This window comes from Azohydromonas sediminis (genome assembly GCF_003574675.1).
In the GTDB taxonomy this organism is placed as follows: domain Bacteria; phylum Pseudomonadota; class Gammaproteobacteria; order Burkholderiales; family Burkholderiaceae_C; genus Calidifontimicrobium; species Calidifontimicrobium sediminis.
Genome location: NZ_QOAZ01000001.1, coordinates 183,932 through 199,824, shown reverse-complemented (window position 1 = coordinate 199,824; position 15,893 = coordinate 183,932). Strand labels below are relative to the sequence as shown.

General features: G+C 72.4%; 12 protein-coding genes. 1 reads left to right on the top strand and 11 read right to left on the bottom strand.

Going from position 1 to position 15,893, the window contains the following annotated elements:
- Positions 1-74 precede the first annotated feature (74 nt).
- The gene (locus tag DRV96_RS00920; RefSeq protein ID WP_119286666.1) at positions 75-2,387 is read left to right on the top strand and encodes a YgiQ family radical SAM protein; all 2,313 of its coding nucleotides are present in this window, start codon (positions 75-77) and stop codon (positions 2,385-2,387) included.
- A 70-nt stretch (positions 2,388-2,457) separates the two neighbouring features.
- Here the strand turns inward: DRV96_RS00920 and mepK are convergent, their stop codons facing one another.
- The 11 genes from mepK to DRV96_RS00865 form a co-directional block, all read right to left on the bottom strand.
- A complete protein-coding gene (mepK, locus tag DRV96_RS00915; RefSeq protein ID WP_119286663.1) occupies positions 2,458-3,006 on the bottom strand; it encodes a peptidoglycan L,D-endopeptidase MepK in 549 nt (182 codons plus the stop codon).
- The gene (locus DRV96_RS00910) at positions 3,003-4,604 is read right to left on the bottom strand and encodes a L,D-transpeptidase family protein (RefSeq protein ID WP_419187029.1); all 1,602 of its coding nucleotides are present in this window, start codon (positions 4,602-4,604) and stop codon (positions 3,003-3,005) included. The genes mepK and DRV96_RS00910 overlap by 4 nt, the downstream gene beginning before the upstream one ends.
- 64 nt (positions 4,605-4,668) lie before the next feature.
- Entirely contained in the window at positions 4,669-4,935 is a 267-nt protein-coding gene (locus DRV96_RS00905; RefSeq protein ID WP_119286661.1) for a GlsB/YeaQ/YmgE family stress response membrane protein, read from the bottom strand.
- A gap of 158 nt (positions 4,936-5,093) precedes the next feature.
- Positions 5,094-6,284, bottom strand: a complete 1,191-nt coding sequence (locus tag DRV96_RS00900) for an NAD(P)/FAD-dependent oxidoreductase (RefSeq protein WP_119286659.1) — start codon at positions 6,282-6,284, stop codon at positions 5,094-5,096.
- Between the two features lie 19 nt (positions 6,285-6,303).
- Positions 6,304-6,822, bottom strand: coding sequence for a signal peptidase II (gene lspA, locus DRV96_RS00895; protein ID WP_119286656.1), 519 nt, complete (start codon positions 6,820-6,822; stop codon positions 6,304-6,306).
- Between the two features lie 2 nt (positions 6,823-6,824).
- Positions 6,825-9,695 (bottom strand): isoleucine--tRNA ligase, encoded by a 2,871-nt coding sequence (gene ileS / locus DRV96_RS00890; protein WP_119286654.1) that lies wholly within the window; start codon positions 9,693-9,695, stop codon positions 6,825-6,827.
- 200 nt (positions 9,696-9,895) lie between these two features.
- The gene (locus tag DRV96_RS00885; protein ID WP_119286652.1) at positions 9,896-10,906 is read right to left on the bottom strand and encodes a bifunctional riboflavin kinase/FAD synthetase; all 1,011 of its coding nucleotides are present in this window, start codon (positions 10,904-10,906) and stop codon (positions 9,896-9,898) included.
- A 7-nt stretch (positions 10,907-10,913) separates the two neighbouring features.
- Entirely contained in the window at positions 10,914-11,618 is a 705-nt protein-coding gene (locus tag DRV96_RS00880; protein ID WP_119286650.1) for a pseudouridine synthase, read from the bottom strand.
- Positions 11,619-11,643: 25 nt separating this feature from the next.
- Positions 11,644-13,695 carry a glutamine--tRNA ligase gene (locus DRV96_RS00875; protein ID WP_119286648.1) on the bottom strand — a complete coding sequence of 684 codons (2,052 nt, stop codon included), beginning with the start codon at positions 13,693-13,695 and terminating at the stop codon, positions 11,644-11,646.
- Positions 13,696-13,747: 52 nt separating this feature from the next.
- Positions 13,748-14,293, bottom strand: a complete 546-nt coding sequence (locus DRV96_RS00870) for a DUF1499 domain-containing protein (RefSeq protein WP_119286646.1) — start codon at positions 14,291-14,293, stop codon at positions 13,748-13,750.
- Positions 14,294-14,303: 10 nt separating this feature from the next.
- Positions 14,304-15,824: a helicase HerA-like domain-containing protein gene (locus DRV96_RS00865; RefSeq protein WP_119286645.1), complete on the bottom strand. Its 1,521-nt coding sequence runs from the start codon at positions 15,822-15,824 to the stop codon at positions 14,304-14,306.
- Positions 15,825-15,893: the final 69 nt, after the last annotated feature.

The following is a 15,893-nucleotide window of genomic DNA, read 5'->3' as shown; positions in this document are numbered from 1 at the left end:
GCCCCGCGGCGGCGACTTTAGAGTCCCGCCGCCTGCGCTGCCACGCGCCTGCACCGAGAATCCCCGATCTCACCATGGATGCCGTCACCCACGTTCCCACCGCGATGCCCGCCGCCCGGCCGCTGACGTCGTGGCGCCCGTACTGGGCCAAGCGCTTCGGCACCGCGCCGTTCCTGCCGATGAGCCGCGCCGAGATGGACGCGCTCGGCTGGGACGCGTGCGACGTCATCGTCGTCACCGGCGACGCCTACGTCGACCACCCGAGCTTCGGCATGGCGGTGATCGGGCGTGTGCTCGAGGCGCAGGGCTTTCGCGTCGGCATCATCGCGCAGCCCGACTGGCACTCGGCCGACCCGTTCAAGGTGCTCGGCCGCCCGACCCTGTTCTTCGGCGTCACCGCCGGGAACATGGACTCGATGATCAACCGCTACACCGCCGACCGCAAGATCCGCAGCGACGACGCCTACACGCCCGGCGACGTGGCCGGCAAGCGGCCCGACCGCGCGAGCCTCGTCTACGCGCAGCGCTGCCGCGAGGCGTACCCCGACGTGCCGATCGTGCTCGGTGGCATCGAGGCGAGCCTGCGCCGCATCGCGCACTACGACTACTGGCAGGACAAGGTGCGCCGCTCGATCCTCGTCGACGCCAAGGCCGACTTGCTGCTGTACGGCAACGCCGAGCGCGCCGTCGTCGAAGTGGCGCACCGGCTCGCGCGGCGCGAGCCGATCGCCTCGATCACCGACGTGCGCGGCACCGCGTTCATCCGCCGCCCCGACGACCCGGCGCTGGCCGGCTGGTTTGAGATCGACTCGACCGAGGTCGACACGCCGGGCAAGGTCGATGCGCTGGTCAACCCGTACCAGACGACGCAGCAGACGGCCGCCGAACGCGGCGGTGCGTGCGCCGCGTCCGACGCCGGCGCGGCCGACGGCGCCAAGCCGGTGGCGATCGTGCGTCGCCACCTCGAGAAGACCGGCTCACGGGCGATCACGACGCCGCGCGAGCGCACCGTGATCCGGCTGCCGAGCTACGAGCAGGTCAAGAGCGACCCCGTCCTCTATGCCCACGCCAACCGCGTGCTGCACCTCGAGACCAACCCCGGCAACGCGCGCGCGCTGGTGCAGCGCCACGGCGACCGTGACGTGTGGATCAACCCGCCGCCGATCCCACTGACGACGGCCGAGATGGACCACGTGTTCGACCTGCCGTACGCGCGCAGCCCGCACCCGCGCTACGCCGACGAGCACGGCCGCCACGACGGGCCGACGAAGATCCCGGCGTGGGAGATGATCCGCTTCAGCGTGAACATCATGCGCGGCTGCTTCGGCGGCTGCACGTTCTGCTCGATCACCGAGCACGAGGGCCGCATCATCCAGAGCCGCAGCGAAGACAGCATCCTGCGCGAGATCGAGACGATCCGCGACAGGGTGCCGGGCTTCACCGGCGTCATCAGCGACCTCGGCGGCCCCACCGCGAACATGTGGCGGCTGGGCTGCAAGAGCGCGGCGATCGAGGCCGCGTGCCGCAAGCCGAGCTGCGTCTACCCGGGCATCTGCCCGAACCTGAACACCGACCAGATGCCGCTCGTGCGGCTGTACCGCAAGGCCAGGGCGATCCGCGGCATCAAGAAGATCCTGATCGGCTCCGGGCTGCGCTACGACCTCGCGGTGCAGACGCCCGAGTACGTGAAGGAGCTCGTCACGCACCATGTCGGCGGATATCTCAAGATCGCGCCGGAGCACACCGAGGCCGGGCCGCTGTCGAAGATGATGAAGCCCGGCATCGGCAGCTACGACCGCTTCAAGGCGATGTTCGACAAGTTCTCGAAGCAGGCGGGCAAGGAGCAGTTCCTGATCCCGTACTTCATCGCCGCGCACCCCGGCACGAGCGACGCCGACATGCTGAACCTCGCGCTGTGGCTCAAGCGAAACGGCTTTCGTGCCGACCAGGTGCAGACCTTCTACCCGAGCCCGATGGCCACCGCCACCGCGATGTACCACACGGGGCTGAACCCGCTGAAGGGCATCCACCGCGATGCGCGCGCCGAGAAGGTCGACATCGTGCGCGGCGAGAAGCGCCGCCGTCTGCACAAGGCCTTCCTGCGCTACCACGACCCGGCCAACTGGCCGCTGCTGCGCGAGGCGCTGAAGGCGATGGGCCGTGCCGACCTGATCGGCAGCGGCAAGCACCAGCTGGTGCCCGCGTACCAGCCGTCGACGGCCGGCGGTTACGTCAGCCCGCGGCGCAAGAACTCGACACCGCCGCCGGCGGCCAAGGCGGGGCCCGCCGCGCCGCGGCGCGGCACCGTGCTGACGCAGCACACCGGCCTGCCGCCGCGCGACAGCGGCTCCCGGCCGGTCAAGCCGTCGCGACGCGGCAAGGCCTGAACCGGCGCTCGACGGGCAGGCGCCTCGCGACGCCGCCCGAGACGGTGCAGCCGCTGCGCGGCGTCGAGATTCACCAGCGGCGCACGCGCCCGGTGTCGATGTGCACGAACTGCTCGCGCGGGTAGTAGCCGACGCCGCCGGCCTGCAGCGACAGCGCGGCGTCGCGCAGGTCTTCGAGCGGCACGCCGGGGATGCGCACGTCGATCGCGCGGCCTTCCATGTGCAGGCTGCGCGTGGCCACACCGCCACCGCGCGTGGCCTTCAGGTGCGCGTTGGTCTCGGGTGCGCGGTAGCCGGAGATCACGTGGAACGGGCGCTCGGTGCCGAGCACCTGCCGAACCGCGTGCAGCAGGTCGTGCAGCCGCGGGTCGATGCGGCCGACGGCGCCGCTGTAGTGGTCGCGCAGGAAGTGGTCGAGCGAGCCGAGCGCCTCGGGCACGTAGCTGTCGCCGACCGCGTAGACGACCTCGATGCGCTCGTGCGTGTGCAGGTGGTTCAGCGCCAGTTCGCGCACCGGCGCCGTGCGCGCCCGCGCCGTCAGGCTGAACGCCGGCAGCGTCGCGACGGCGGCGGCCCCGTGGCGCAGGAAGCGACGGCGGGCGTGGCAGGGGATCGTCATGGGAAGGGGCTCCCTCGTTCGTGGGCGGGCGACGCGCGACCGCGCAACGCGGCATCGAGGCGCGCGTCGTGCCCGTACAGATCATCGTAGAAATGGACGCGACCGTTCTTCACAAGTACGGTTCCGTAGGCGATCAATACCGGTACCGGCGCCGCGAGCCGCACCGTGGTCGACGTGCCGCCGGCCATCGCCTCGCGGATGCGCGCCTCGTCCCAGCCGGGCATGCCCGCCATCACGAAGCGCGCCAGCTCGACCGGTTTCTCGACGCGGATGCAGCCATGGCTGAAGTCGCGCCGCTCGCGCTCGAACAGCGCGACGCCGGGCGTGTGGTGCAGGAAGATGTGGTCGTTGTTCGGGAACACGAACTTGATGTCGCCCAGCGCGTTGCGCTCGCCGGGGCGCTGGCGGATGCGCAGCCGCCCGGCGAGCACCGCGTCGAGCTTGTCCGAGGTCAAGACGGTGTCGACGCGCCCGTCGCCGGCGACGAACTCGAAGCCCTCGCGGTCCCAGTAGCCGGGGTCGCGGCGCAGGCGCGGCACCGTCTCGTTGCGTGCGATCGACGGCGGGACGTTCCAGTACGGCGCGAACTCGATGAAGCGCATCGTCTCGTCGAACAGCGGCGTGCGCGTGTCGAGCGCGCGGCCGACGATGACGCGCATCTGCTCGCGCACGTGGATGCGGCCGTCGACGACCTCGTAGGCGCGCAGCTCGAACTCGGGCACGTTGACGACGATCATGCGCGGGGCCTGCATCAGCGGCGTCCAGCGCAGGCGCTCCATCGTCAGTTCGATCTGGCGCGCGCGTGCCGCCGGCGTCACGTCGAGCGCGGCGACCGTCGCGCGCCCGACCACGCCGTCGACCGCAAGGCCGTGGCGCTGCTGGAACGCGCGCACCGCGTCGACGACGGCGCCTTCGTAGCGCGGGGGCACGGGCACGTCGGCGGCGAGGTCGCCGAGCACCTGCAGCCGTTGCACCAGCAGCGGCAACCCGGACCACGGCTGACCCGGTTCGAGCTTGCCGGCACGGCTGCCGCGCGGCACCGGCAGTGGCGGCAGCGGCTGCGCCCACGCGCGAGGGCTGCCGAGCGCGCGGTATGCAGCGAGCGCGGCGCGCAGCTGGCCGTACAGCGGCAGCGGCGGCTGCGCCGCGCGCACCGCGTCGGCCAGGCGCCCGCGCGCCAGCGCCGCCTGCAGCGCCGTGGCGGCGTCGAAATCGCTGCGCGCGGCGACCCGGTAGCGCTGGTGGATGCGCCGCGGGTCGATGCGGCCGTGCGCGAGGTCGTGCAGGAACTGCTGCATCGCCGCCGTCAGCGCGCCGTCGAGGCGCGCCGCGGCCGCCGTCGGCAGCGGCGCCGTGTCCGCGGCCGCGACGGCGCGCGCCAGGGCCTCGGCGTCGTAGTCGCGCGGGTCGAGGCCGTCGTCGGCGGCGGCATTCAGCAGCGCGACGGCCTCGCGGGCCAGCGGCGTCGCTCGGCCGCCTTCGAGCCACGTCGTCGCCGCGCTGTTGGCCAGCACGCGAAGCGGCCACGGCATGGCCAGCGCGGCGCACGTGGCACCGAGCATCCATTGGCGGCGGCGCAGCGGCACGACGGTCACCATCGCGACATTGTCGGCGATGGCGCCCGCTCGCGCGGGCCGTGGCGCAGGCCGCGGCCGCCGTGCGTCAGTGCGCGCGGCCGCGGGCGATGAAGCCGCTGAGCGCGAGCAGCACGATCGCACCGAACGCCGCGACGAGCAGCCCGCCGGCACTGAAGTCGCGCAGCGTGGTGCTGAAGCCGAACAGCGGGGTCAGCAGCGAGCCGCTGAACAGCGCGCCGAGGATGCCGACGGCGATGCTCGACGCCACGATGGCCTTGTCCTCGACGCGCATGACCAGGCACGCGATTCGACCGAGCACGGCACCGACGACGAGCCAGACGATCAGGTTCATGACGGATCCTCCGCGTGGTGGCAGTTGACTGCGCGAGGTGTGGCAGGCGACGGGTGGCGACCGGCCGGCACCCACCGGGACTGCGCAGCGGCAACGCTACATGCCGACCCCACGTCAGAGTATCCGTCGGCCGGTGCCTGCGGTCCACCGGCTCTGGCTCAGATGACGTTGCGTTCGGTCAACGGACGGCCTTGCGCGATGCGCGCCGGCGACAGCGGTGCGAGGTCGGGCGCGTGCGACGGTACACCGACGAGCAGCGCCGCCAGCGCGCAGCCGACCGCCGGCGCCTGCTGCATCCCGTGACCCGAGAAGCCGCACGCGGTGAACGCGTTGCACCAGCCGGGCAGCGCGCCGGCCAGCCCGTTGTGGTCGAACACGTTCATCTCGTAGTAGCCGGCCCACGCTGCACGCCGCCGCACCGCCTCGAACGCCGGCACGCGTTGCGCGAGCGCGGGCCAGATCACGTCGTCGAACAGGCCGTGGTCGATCGCCTCCAGCGGCGGCTCGTCGGGGTCGCCCGGCCACGGTTCGCGCGGCGGCATGCCGCACAGGAAGCCGCGCCCCTCGGGCCGGAACCACAGCCCGCAGGGGTCGATGACGAGCGGACAACCCGGCAGCGTCGTCGGCGCGTCGAACACGAACACGTCGCGCTTGCGCGCACGCACCGGCAGCTCGACACCGAGGCACGCGGCCAGCGGTGCCGACCACGCGCCGGCGGTGATCACGACGGCGTCGGCGGCCACGCGCGCGCCATCGGCGGTGCGCACGGCGTGCACGCGGTCGCCGCGGGTGTCGAAGCCGGTCGCCTCGGCGGCGACGAAGCGCGCGCCGCACGCCGCCGCCTTGCGCCGCAGCGCCTGCGCGAGTGCCGGTCCGTCGAACCAGCCTTCGCCCGACGTGGGCGTCGACAGCCCGAGCGCGCCGAGCGCGAGGTCGCCGGTGTGCAGCCACGGCCAGCGCGCGCGCAGGGCGGCCGGCTCGAGCAGCGCGACGTCGGCACCGCAGCGCTGCTGCACCGCGTGGTTCGCCCGCAGCACGCCGGCGCCGGCGTCGGTCGCGAGGTACAGGTAGCCCGGCTCGACGAGGCCGATCGCCGGTCGCTCGCCGCCGACCGCGAGCTCGTCGCCGACGCGGCGCAGGAACGCCAGGCTCCAGCGCGACAGCGCGATGTTGACCGGCTGCGAGAACTGCACGCGGATCGAGCTCGCCGACAGCGCGCTCGACGCGCGTGCGTACGTCGGGTCGCGCTCGAGCACCGTCACCGCGGCGCCGTGGTCGCGCGCGAGGAAGCACGCGGTGGCGGCACCCATCACGCCGCCGCCGACGATCACGACGTGCCGTTGCGCCATCGCTGCCGCCGCGGCGCGTTCAGCACCCGCGGCGCACGCGCAGGATCTCGTCGAGCACGAGGCTCGCGGCGCCCACCGTGATCGCGCTGTCGGCGAGGTTGAAGCTCGGGAAGTAGCCGCCGCGGAAGACCGGCTCGAGGACCGCGAAGCGGAACTGCAGGAAGTCGACGACGTAGCCGTGCAGCAGGCGGTCGACGACGTTGCCGACCGCGCCGCCGAGGATCATCGTGACCGCGAAGCAGAACAGCGTCTGCGTCGGGTGCTTCTTCAGCATCCACACGATGAAGGCCGACGCCGCGACGCCGATGCCGACGAAGAACCAGCGCTGCCAGCCCGACGCGCCGGCGAGGAAGCTGAACGCCGCGCCGGTGTTGTGCACGCGCACGAGGTTGAAGAACGACGTCACCGGGCGCACCTCGCCGTGCGCGAACGCGCCCAGGATCAGCGTCTTCGTGAACTGGTCGAGCACGACGACGAAGGCCGCCAGCGCGAGCCAGAACACGAGGCCGGCGCCGCCGGCCGACGACTTGCCGCCCACGGTCAGGCGACCGTGCGCGCCTCGCCGGCGCCGTACAGGTTGCTCGTGCAGCGGCCGCAGATCGTCGGGTGCGCGGCGTCGTGGCCAACGTCGTCGCGCCAGTGCCAGCAGCGCTCGCACTTGGTGGCCTGCGACGGCGTCACCGTCACCGCGAGCGCGTCACCGGGCACGACCGTGGCCTTCGACGTGATCAGCACGAACTTCAGGTCGTCGCCGAGCGAGGCCAGCAGCGCGTGCATCTCGGGCGGCGCGGCGATCGTGACCTCGGCCTGCAGCGACGAACCAACGCCGCCGGCAGCGCGAACGTCCTCGATCGCCTTGTTGACGGCGTCGCGCACGTCGCGGATCGCCTGCCACTTGGCCAGCAGCGCGGCGTCGGTCGCGGCACCGACGCCGGCGAAGGTCCAGTACGTCTGCTTGAAGATCGAACCCTGGCCCGGCGCGATGAGCGCCCACGCCTCCTCGGCGGTGAAGCTCAGGAACGGCGCCATCCAGCGCAGCATCGCCTGCGTGATCTGCCACAACGCCGTCTGCGCGCTGCGCCGTGCGAGGCTCTTCGGGGCCGTCGTGTACAGGCGGTCCTTCAGCACGTCGAGGTAGAACGCGCCGAGGTCTTCCGAGCAGAACACCTGCAGCTTCGCGACGACGGGGTGGAACTCGTAGACCTCGTAGTGCTTCAGCACCTCGGCCTGGAAGGCTTCTGCGCGCGCGAGCGCCCAGCGGTCGATCTCGAGCATCTGCTCGAGGGGCACCGTGTCCTTCTGCGGGTCGAAGTCGCTCGTGTTGGCGAGCAGGAAGCGCAGCGTGTTGCGGATGCGGCGGTAGGCGTCGACGACGCGCGCGAGGATCTTGTCGTCGCCGGCGATGTCGCCCGAGTAGTCGCTGGCCGCAACCCACAGGCGGATGATCTCGGCGCCTAGGGTCGAGCTGACCTTCTGCGGCTCGATGCCGTTGCCGAGCGACTTGCTCATCTTGCGGCCCTGCGCGTCGACCGTGAAGCCGTGCGTCAGCAGCCCGCGGTACGGCGCGCGCCCGAAGATCGCGCAGGCCAGCAGCAGCGAGCTGTGGAACCAGCCGCGGTGCTGGTCGTGGCCTTCGAGGTAGAGGTCGGCCTCGGGGCCTTCGTCGTGGTGGCCGAGGCTGCCGTGCTGGTTCGCGTGCGTGCCGCGCAGCACGTGCCAGAAGGTCGAGCCGCTGTCGAACCAGACCTCGAGGATGTCGCTGCTCTTGACGTAGTGCTTCGCGTCGTCGGGGCCGAGGATCTCTTCGGCGCTCACCCGGCTCCACGCTTCGATGCCGCCCTTCTCGACGATGTCGGCGGCCTGGTCGAGGATTTCCATCGTGCGCGGGTGCAGCTCGCCGGTGTCCTTGTGCAGGAAGAACGGCAGCGGCACACCCCAGCTGCGCTGGCGGCTGATGCACCAGTCGGGGCGGTTGGCGATCATGTCGCGCAGCCGCGCGCGGCCGTTCTCGGGGTAGAACTTCGTGTGCTCGATGGCTTCCAGCGCCATCTGGCGCAGCGTCTTCGGCGCCTTGTCCTTCGTGAAGACGCCGTCGCCCTCGTCCATGCGGATGAACCACTGCGCCGCCGCGCGGTAGATCACCGGGCTCTTGTGGCGCCAGCAGTGCGGGTAGCTGTGCGTGAGCGGGCCGGTCGCCATCAGCCGGCCGGCGGCCTTGAGCGCGTCGATGACGACGGGCACCGCCTTCCAGATGTTCTGGCCGCCGAACAGCGGGAAGTCGTCGGCGTAGCGGCCCTGCGGGCCGACCGGGTTGAGGATCTCGTCGACCGCCATGCCGTGCGCACGGCACGAGTTGAAGTCGTCGATGCCGTACGCGGGCGCCGAGTGGACGATGCCGGTGCCCTCGTCGGCGGTCGCGTAGTCGGCCAGCAGCACCGGGCTCGCGCGGTCGTAGCCGGGGTGCGTCGCGGCCAGCGGGTGGCGGAACTTCAGACCGCCGAGCTTCTCGCCCGCCGTCGTCGCGACGACGGCACCGACGAGGCCGTAGCGCTCGAGGCAGCGCTCGACGAGCGACGCGGCCATCACGAGCAGCCCGCGCTCGGTGTCGACGAGCGCGTACTCGAGCGCCGGGTTCAGGTTCAGCGCCTGGTTGGCCGGAATCGTCCACGCCGTCGTGGTCCAGATCACCGCGAACGCGTCCTTCGCGATCGGCGTCGTGCCGAACGCGGCGAACAGCTTGTCGGGCTCGGCGCAGGGGAACGCGACGTCGAGCGTCTGGCTCTGCTTGTCGGCGTACTCGATCTCGAATTCGGCGAGCGACGAGCCGCAGTCGAAGCACCAGTACACGGGCTTGAGCCCGCGGTAGACGAAGCCGCGCTCGATCACGCGCTTGAACGCGCGGATCTCGCCGGCCTCGTTGGCGGGGTCCATCGTGCGGTACGGGTGCTGCCAGTCGCCGAGCACGCCCAGACGCTGGAAGTCGGCCATCTGCTGCGCGATCTGCTCGGTCGCGTAGGCGCGGCTCTTGGCCTGCATCTCGTCGCGGCTCAGGCCGCGGCCGTGCGCCTTCTCGATCGCGTTCTCGATCGGCAGTCCGTGGCAGTCCCAGCCGGGCACGTACTGCGCATCGAAACCGGCGAGCTGCCGCGCCTTGACGATCATGTCCTTGAGCACCTTGTTGACGGCGTGCCCCATGTGGATCTGGCCGTTGGCGTACGGCGGGCCGTCGTGCAGGATGAACTTGGGCGCGTGGCGGCGCGCGTCGCGCAGCTGCTTGTAGACGCCTTGCTCGTTCCACTGCCTGACCCACGCCGGCTCGCGCTTGGCGAGGTCGCCGCGCATCGGGAACGGCGTGTCGGGCAGGTTCAGCGTGGCGCGGTAGTCCGTGGACGGGGGGGTCGGGTCGCTCATGGTCGGCGGCGCCCCTGGCAGGGCGCTCTCGGCGAGGAGGAGGGCGCGGGCCGGCGGCGAGCCGCAGCCCGTGGCGGCGTCAGGGGCCCGGCGGCCGAATTCGATCGCGCGTGGTCTGCCGGCGCGTGCCGCTGCGCACGCGCTGCTCGGGCCGGGGCACGAGGTACGAAGCCATCGCGACCGATTCTACCGGCGCCACTTCATGACGCCGCCGCGGTGGCCGGGCCGTGCGCGGCCCACCAGCGCCGCGCGTCGGCGACGTCGGCGGCGATGCCGTCGCGCAGCGCCGCCAGCGATGCGTAGTGGCGCTCGTCGTGCAGCTTGTGCAGCAGCTCGACCTGCACCAGCCGGCCGTAGGCCTCCGCGGCGCCCAGCGGCCACGCGAGGCAGTGCACCTCGAGCAGCACGCGCCCCGAGTCGTCGACGGTCGGGCGCACGCCCAGGCTCGCGACCCCCGGCAGCGGCTGCGGCGCCAGCCCGAGCACGCGCACGACGAAGATGCCGCCCGCCGCCGGGCGCGGGTGCGCGAAGCGCAGGTTCAGCGTGCGAAAGCCGTCGCCGGCGCCGGCGGCGCTCTCGCCGAGCGCTCGACCGAGCTTGGCGCCGTGCACGACGTGGCCGCTGACGGTGTACGGCCGCCCGAGCAGTGCCGCCGCGCGCCCCATGTCGCCGGCAGCCAGCGCGTCGCGCACCGCCGAGCTCGAGACGCGCTCGCCGTGCACCTCGTAGCTGAGCATGCGCGCGACCTCGAAGCCCTGGCGCTCGCCGGCGGCGTCGAGCGTCGCGTAGTCGCCGGCGCGCTTCGCGCCGTAACGGAAGTCGTCGCCGACGAGCACGTAGCGCGCCTTCAGGCCCCGCACGAGGACCTCGTCGACGAAGGCCTCGGGCGACAGCGCCGCCAGCCGCGCGTCGAAGCGCAGCACGACGGCGCGGTCGATGCCGCAGCGGCGCAGCTCGGCGAGCTTGTCGCGCAGCGTCGCGATGCGCGCCGGCGCGAGTTCGGGGCGACCGGCGCGCGCGGCGAAGAAGTCGCGCGGGTGCGGCTCGAAGGTCAGCACGCAGCTGGGCACGCCGCGGTGGCGCGCCTCGTTCGTCAGCAGCGCGAGCATCGCCTGGTGGCCGCGGTGCACGCCGTCGAAGTTGCCGATCGTCAGTGCGCAGCCGGCGCTGTCGGCGAGCTCGCGATGGTGGACGCCGCGGAAGATGCGCATCGCCCGATTATCGAGGCGCGTCGAGCAGCGCCTCCTCGTGCGCGGTCGCGTAGCGCCACTGGCCCGGCGCGAGATCGCCGAGCACGACGGCGCCGAACGCGCCGCGGTGCAGCGCTTCGACGCGGTTGCCGGCCGCGGCGACCATGCGCTTGACCTGGTGGTACTTGCCTTCGGTCAGCACGAGCCGCAGCGTGTGCGGGCCTGTGGCCTCGCAGGCGGCGGCACGCACCGGCCGCGGCTCGTCGACGAGCTGCACACCGTCGACGAGGCGCCGCGCCAGCGCCGGTGTGGCGGCGTGTTTGGTCGTCACCTCGTAGACCTTCGCGACGTGCCGCTTCGGCGACGTGAGCCGGTGCAGCAGCGCGCCGTCGTCGGTCAGCAGCAGCAAGCCGGTGGTGTCGACGTCGAGGCGGCCCACCGGCTGCACGCCGCGCCGGCGCAGCGCAGCGGGCAGCAGGCTCATCACGCTCGGGTGGTGTCGCGGCTGGAGCGAGCACTCGAAGCCCGCGGGCTTGTGCAGCACGACGACGGCGCGCTCACGGTACGTCCAGCGCTCGCCTCGGACGCTGAACTCGAGGCCTTCCGGCTCGACCTCGGCGTCGGGGTCGTCGACGACGCGCCCGCCGACGCGCACCTCGCCGGCGGCCACCAGTGCCGCGCACTCGCGGCGCGTGCCGAAGCCCTGGCTGAACAGCAGCTGCGCGAGCCGCATCACGCCGCCGGGCGCCGGCTCGCGCTCACCGCGCCCAGCCGTCCTTCAGCCCGGTGATGCGGTTGAACACCGGCCGCTCGCGGCGGTGCTCGATGCGGTCGGCGACGAAGTAGCCGTGGCGCTCGAACTGGAAGTGGTCCTCGGGCTCGGCGGCGGCGAGCGACGGCTCGACCCAGGCGGTGACGGTGCGGCGGCTGTCGGGGTTCAGCACGGTGTGGAAGTCGCGCCCGCCGGCGTCAGGCTGCGCCTCGGTGAACAGCGGCTCGTAAAGGTTGACGGTGGCCGCGAGTGCGTCGTGCGCGCCGACCCACGTGATCACGCCCTTGACCTTGACGCGGTCGGCACCGGGCGTGCCGCTCTTGGTGTCGGGCACGACGCGCGCGAGCACCTTCGCGACGCGGCCGTCGCTGCCGGTCTCGAAGCCGGTGCACTCGACGACGACGCCGTACTTCAGCCGCACCGCGTTGCCGGGGTACAGGCGGTGGAAGCCCTTCGGCGGCTCGGCGGCGAAGTCGTCGCGCTCGATCCACACCTCGCGCCCGAGGCCGAACGAGCGCGCGCCGAGCTCGGGACGCTGCGGGTGGCCGGGCGCGCTGCACGGCTCGATGTGCGCCTCGCTGCCGAACACCTCGGCCCAGTTCGTCAGCGCGAGCGGGATCGGGTCGAGCACTGCCATCGCGCGCGGCGCGCGGCCTTCGAGGTCGTCGCGCAGCGCCTGCTCGAGCACGCCATACTCGATCCAGCTGTCGGCCTTCGACACGCCGATGCGCTCGGCGAACATGCGGATCGACGACGGCGTGTAGCCCCGGCGGCGGAGACCCACGAGCGTGGGCATGCGCGGGTCGTCCCAGCCGTCGACGATTCTCTCGTCGACGAGCTGGCGCAGCTTGCGCTTGCTGGTGACGACGCCGGTCAGGTTCAGCCGCGCGAATTCGTACTGGTGCGGCAGTTCGAACGGCTCGGGCAGGTGTGCGCGCAGCGCGTGCTCGAGCAGCGGCGTGAACTGGCGCATGTGCGCCTTCAGCAGCGCGAAGAACGCCGGCAGGTCGCGCAGCACGGCGTCGCGGTCGTGCTCCCAGCGCACGAACAGCGCCCGCATCTCGCCCTCGGGCGCGCTCGGCCCCAGCTTGGCGGCATGGTTGTGGCACGCGAGCGCGAACTCCTTGCCCGCCTCGACGCCGCTGGCGGCGATCTTCTCGACCAGCGCCTTCGCGCGCGCGAACTGCGGCGCGCGCAGCACCGGCACCAGGCGTTCCAGCGTCCAGTCGTAGAACGGGCGCTGGTCCTCGAACTCGAGCGTGCAGATGCTGTGCGTGACGTTCTCGAGCGCGTCCTCGATCGGGTGCGCGTACGAATACATCGGGTAGATGCACCACCGGTCGCCCGTGTTGTGGTGCCGCGCGTGCTTGATGCGGTAGATCGTCGGGTCGCGCAGGTTGATGTTCGGGTGCGCCATGTCGATCTTCGCGCGCAGCACCATCGCGCCGTCGGGATGCTTGCCGGCGCGCATCTCGCGCAGGCGCGCGAGGTTCTCCTCGGGGCTGCGATAGCGGTACGGGCTGTCGGTGCCGGGCGTCGTGAAGTCGCCGCGGCTGGCGCGCATCTGCTCGGGCGTCTGCTCGTCGACGTAGGCGTGGCCGGTCTCGACGAGGTACTCGGCGCCGCGGTACATCACGTCGAAGTAGTCGCTGGCGTAGAAAAGGTGAGAGACGCCGTGGGCCTCCCAGCTCCAGCCGAGCCAGCGCACGGCGTCGACGATCGCGTCGACGTACTCCTGCTCTTCTTTCTCGGGGTTGGTGTCGTCGAAGCGCAGGTGGCACACGCCACCGTAGTCGCGCGCGAGCCCGAAGTTCAGGCAGATGCTCTTCGCGTGGCCGATGTGCAGGTAGCCGTTGGGCTCGGGCGGGAAGCGCGTGCGGATGCGCGCCGGGTCGGCGCGGCCGCTCGCGGCGTGGTGCGTGCCGTCGCCGGGCGTGCCGGCGAACAGTCGCCCGGCGAGCCGGCCTTCGGCGAGGTCGCGCTCGATGATCTGGCGCAGGAAGTTGCTCGCGTGCTTGGCGGAATCGGGGGCGGACATGGGGTGGTCTTCGGCGCTCGCCGGCGAGGGTGCAACAAGGGTCGCACCGATTCTATCGACCGGCCCCTGGCGGGCCGGCCTCGTCGGCCGCCGTGCGGCCCGCGGCAGCCTGCGCGAGCTGCGCGCGCAGCGCCTCGATGCGCTGCCGGTTCACGCCGAGGTCGCTGTGGCCGAGCCGCGAAGCCGAGCGCACCTGCACGACGCCGGCCGCACCGTCGGCCCAGAACTCGGCGTCGTCGACGAACTTCAGCCAGCGCGTCGTGAACTCGACGCGCAGGTAGTCGCCGCGCCGCTCGACGATGCGCGCGTCGGGCCGTGTCTCGAGATGCGCGGCGAGCCACGCGATCGTTGCGCGCGCGTCGCCGTCGATGGCCGGCAGCGGGTCGATGAGCGCCTGCTCGCGGCGCGGGTGGTCGGGGTGGAGTGCGGCCTGGCTGCTCACGCTGTTCGGGGTTGCGGACGGCGGCTTCAGGCGGCCGTCGCGCACGCCGAGGTCCGTCGGCGGCGTGCCGCGCAGCGCGCCGAGCTGCCCAGCCGCCAGCAGCGCCAGCGGCAGTGCGACGGCGAGCGCGGCGAGCACGGCAATGGCGCGCCGCATCGCGCGGGCGTCAGCGCCGCCGCCCGCCGAGCAGGCTGCCGAGCACGCCGCGGATGATTTCGCGGCCCACCGTCGTGCCCATCGTGCGCACGGCCGACTTGGCGGCCGCCTCGAGCATGCCCTCGCGCCGCCCGCCGCGCGGGCCGGTGCTGCCGAACAGCACGTCGCCGAGGCCGCCGAGCACGCCGGCGGCGCCGCCGGGCGCACCGCCCGCCGCGCCGGCCGGCTTCGCCGGCTCGGCGGCCGCGAGCGAGGCCTCGGCCTTCTGGCGCAGCATCTCGTACGCCGACTCGCGGTCGACCGTCTTCTCGTAGACGCCGGCCACCAGCGAGTTCGCGATCAGCGCCTGCCGCTCCTGCGCCGTGATCGGTCCGATGCGGCTGCCCGGCGGCAGCACGTAGACGCGCTGCGTGACGCCGGGGCGGCCCTTCTCGTCGAGCAGGCTCACGAGCGCCTCGCCGACCGCGAGCTCGGTAATCGCCGTCTCGACGTCGAGCTTCGGGTTCGCGCGCATCGTGCTCGCCGCCGCCTTGACCGCCTTCTGGTCGCGCGGCGTGAACGCGCGCAGCGCGTGCTGCACGCGGTTGCCGAGCTGGCCGAGCACGGTGTCGGGGATGTCCAGCGGGTTCTGCGTCACGAAGTACACGCCCACGCCCTTGCTGCGCACCAGGCGCACGACGAGCTCGATGCGCTCGACGAGCGCCTTCGGCGCGTCGGTGAACAACAGGTGCGCCTCGTCGAAGAAGTAGACGAGCTTGGGCTTGTCGAGGTCGCCGACCTCGGGCAGCTGCTCGAACAGCTCCGACAGCATCCACAGCAGGAACGTCGCGTACAGCCGCGGCGACGTCATCAGCCGGTCGGCAGCGAGGATGTTGACGACGCCCTTGCCGCCCTCGGTCTGCATCAGGTCGGCGATGTCGAGCATCGGCTCGCCGAAGAACTTGTCGCCGCCCTGTTCCTCGAGCTGCAGCAGCCCGCGCTGGATCGCGCCGACGCTGGCCGCGCTGATGTTGCCGTAGGCGGTCGTGAACTGCTTGGCGTTGTCGCCCACGTGCTGCAGCATCGCGCGCAAGTCCTTCAGGTCGAGCAGCAGCAGCCCGCTGTCGTCGGCGATCTTGAACACGAGGTTCAGCACGCCCGACTGCGTGTCGTTCAGGCCCAGCATGCGCGCGAGCAGCAGCGGCCCCATGTCGGAGACGGTCGCGCGCACCGGGTGGCCCTGCTCGCCGAACACGTCCCACAGCGTCGCCGGGCACGACGTCGGCGTGGGCATCGGCAGCCCGCGGTCGGCGAGCACCTTGGCCACCTTCTCGGGCAGCGTGCCGCGCTGGCTGATGCCGGCGAGGTCGCCCTTGACGTCGGCCATGAACACCGGCACGCCGATCACGCTGAAGCTCTCGGCCATCTTCTGCAGCGTCACCGTCTTGCCGGTGCCGGTCGCACCCGTGATCAGCCCGTGGCGGTTGGCCAGCGCGGGCAGCAGGTGGCATTCGATGTCGCCGTGCTTGGCGAGGAGGATCGGCTCGGGCATCGCGGGGCTCCGTCGGCGGATGACGGCGCCAGTCTAGGGGAAGCGGCCGCGCCAAGGCCCGGCGCGCGC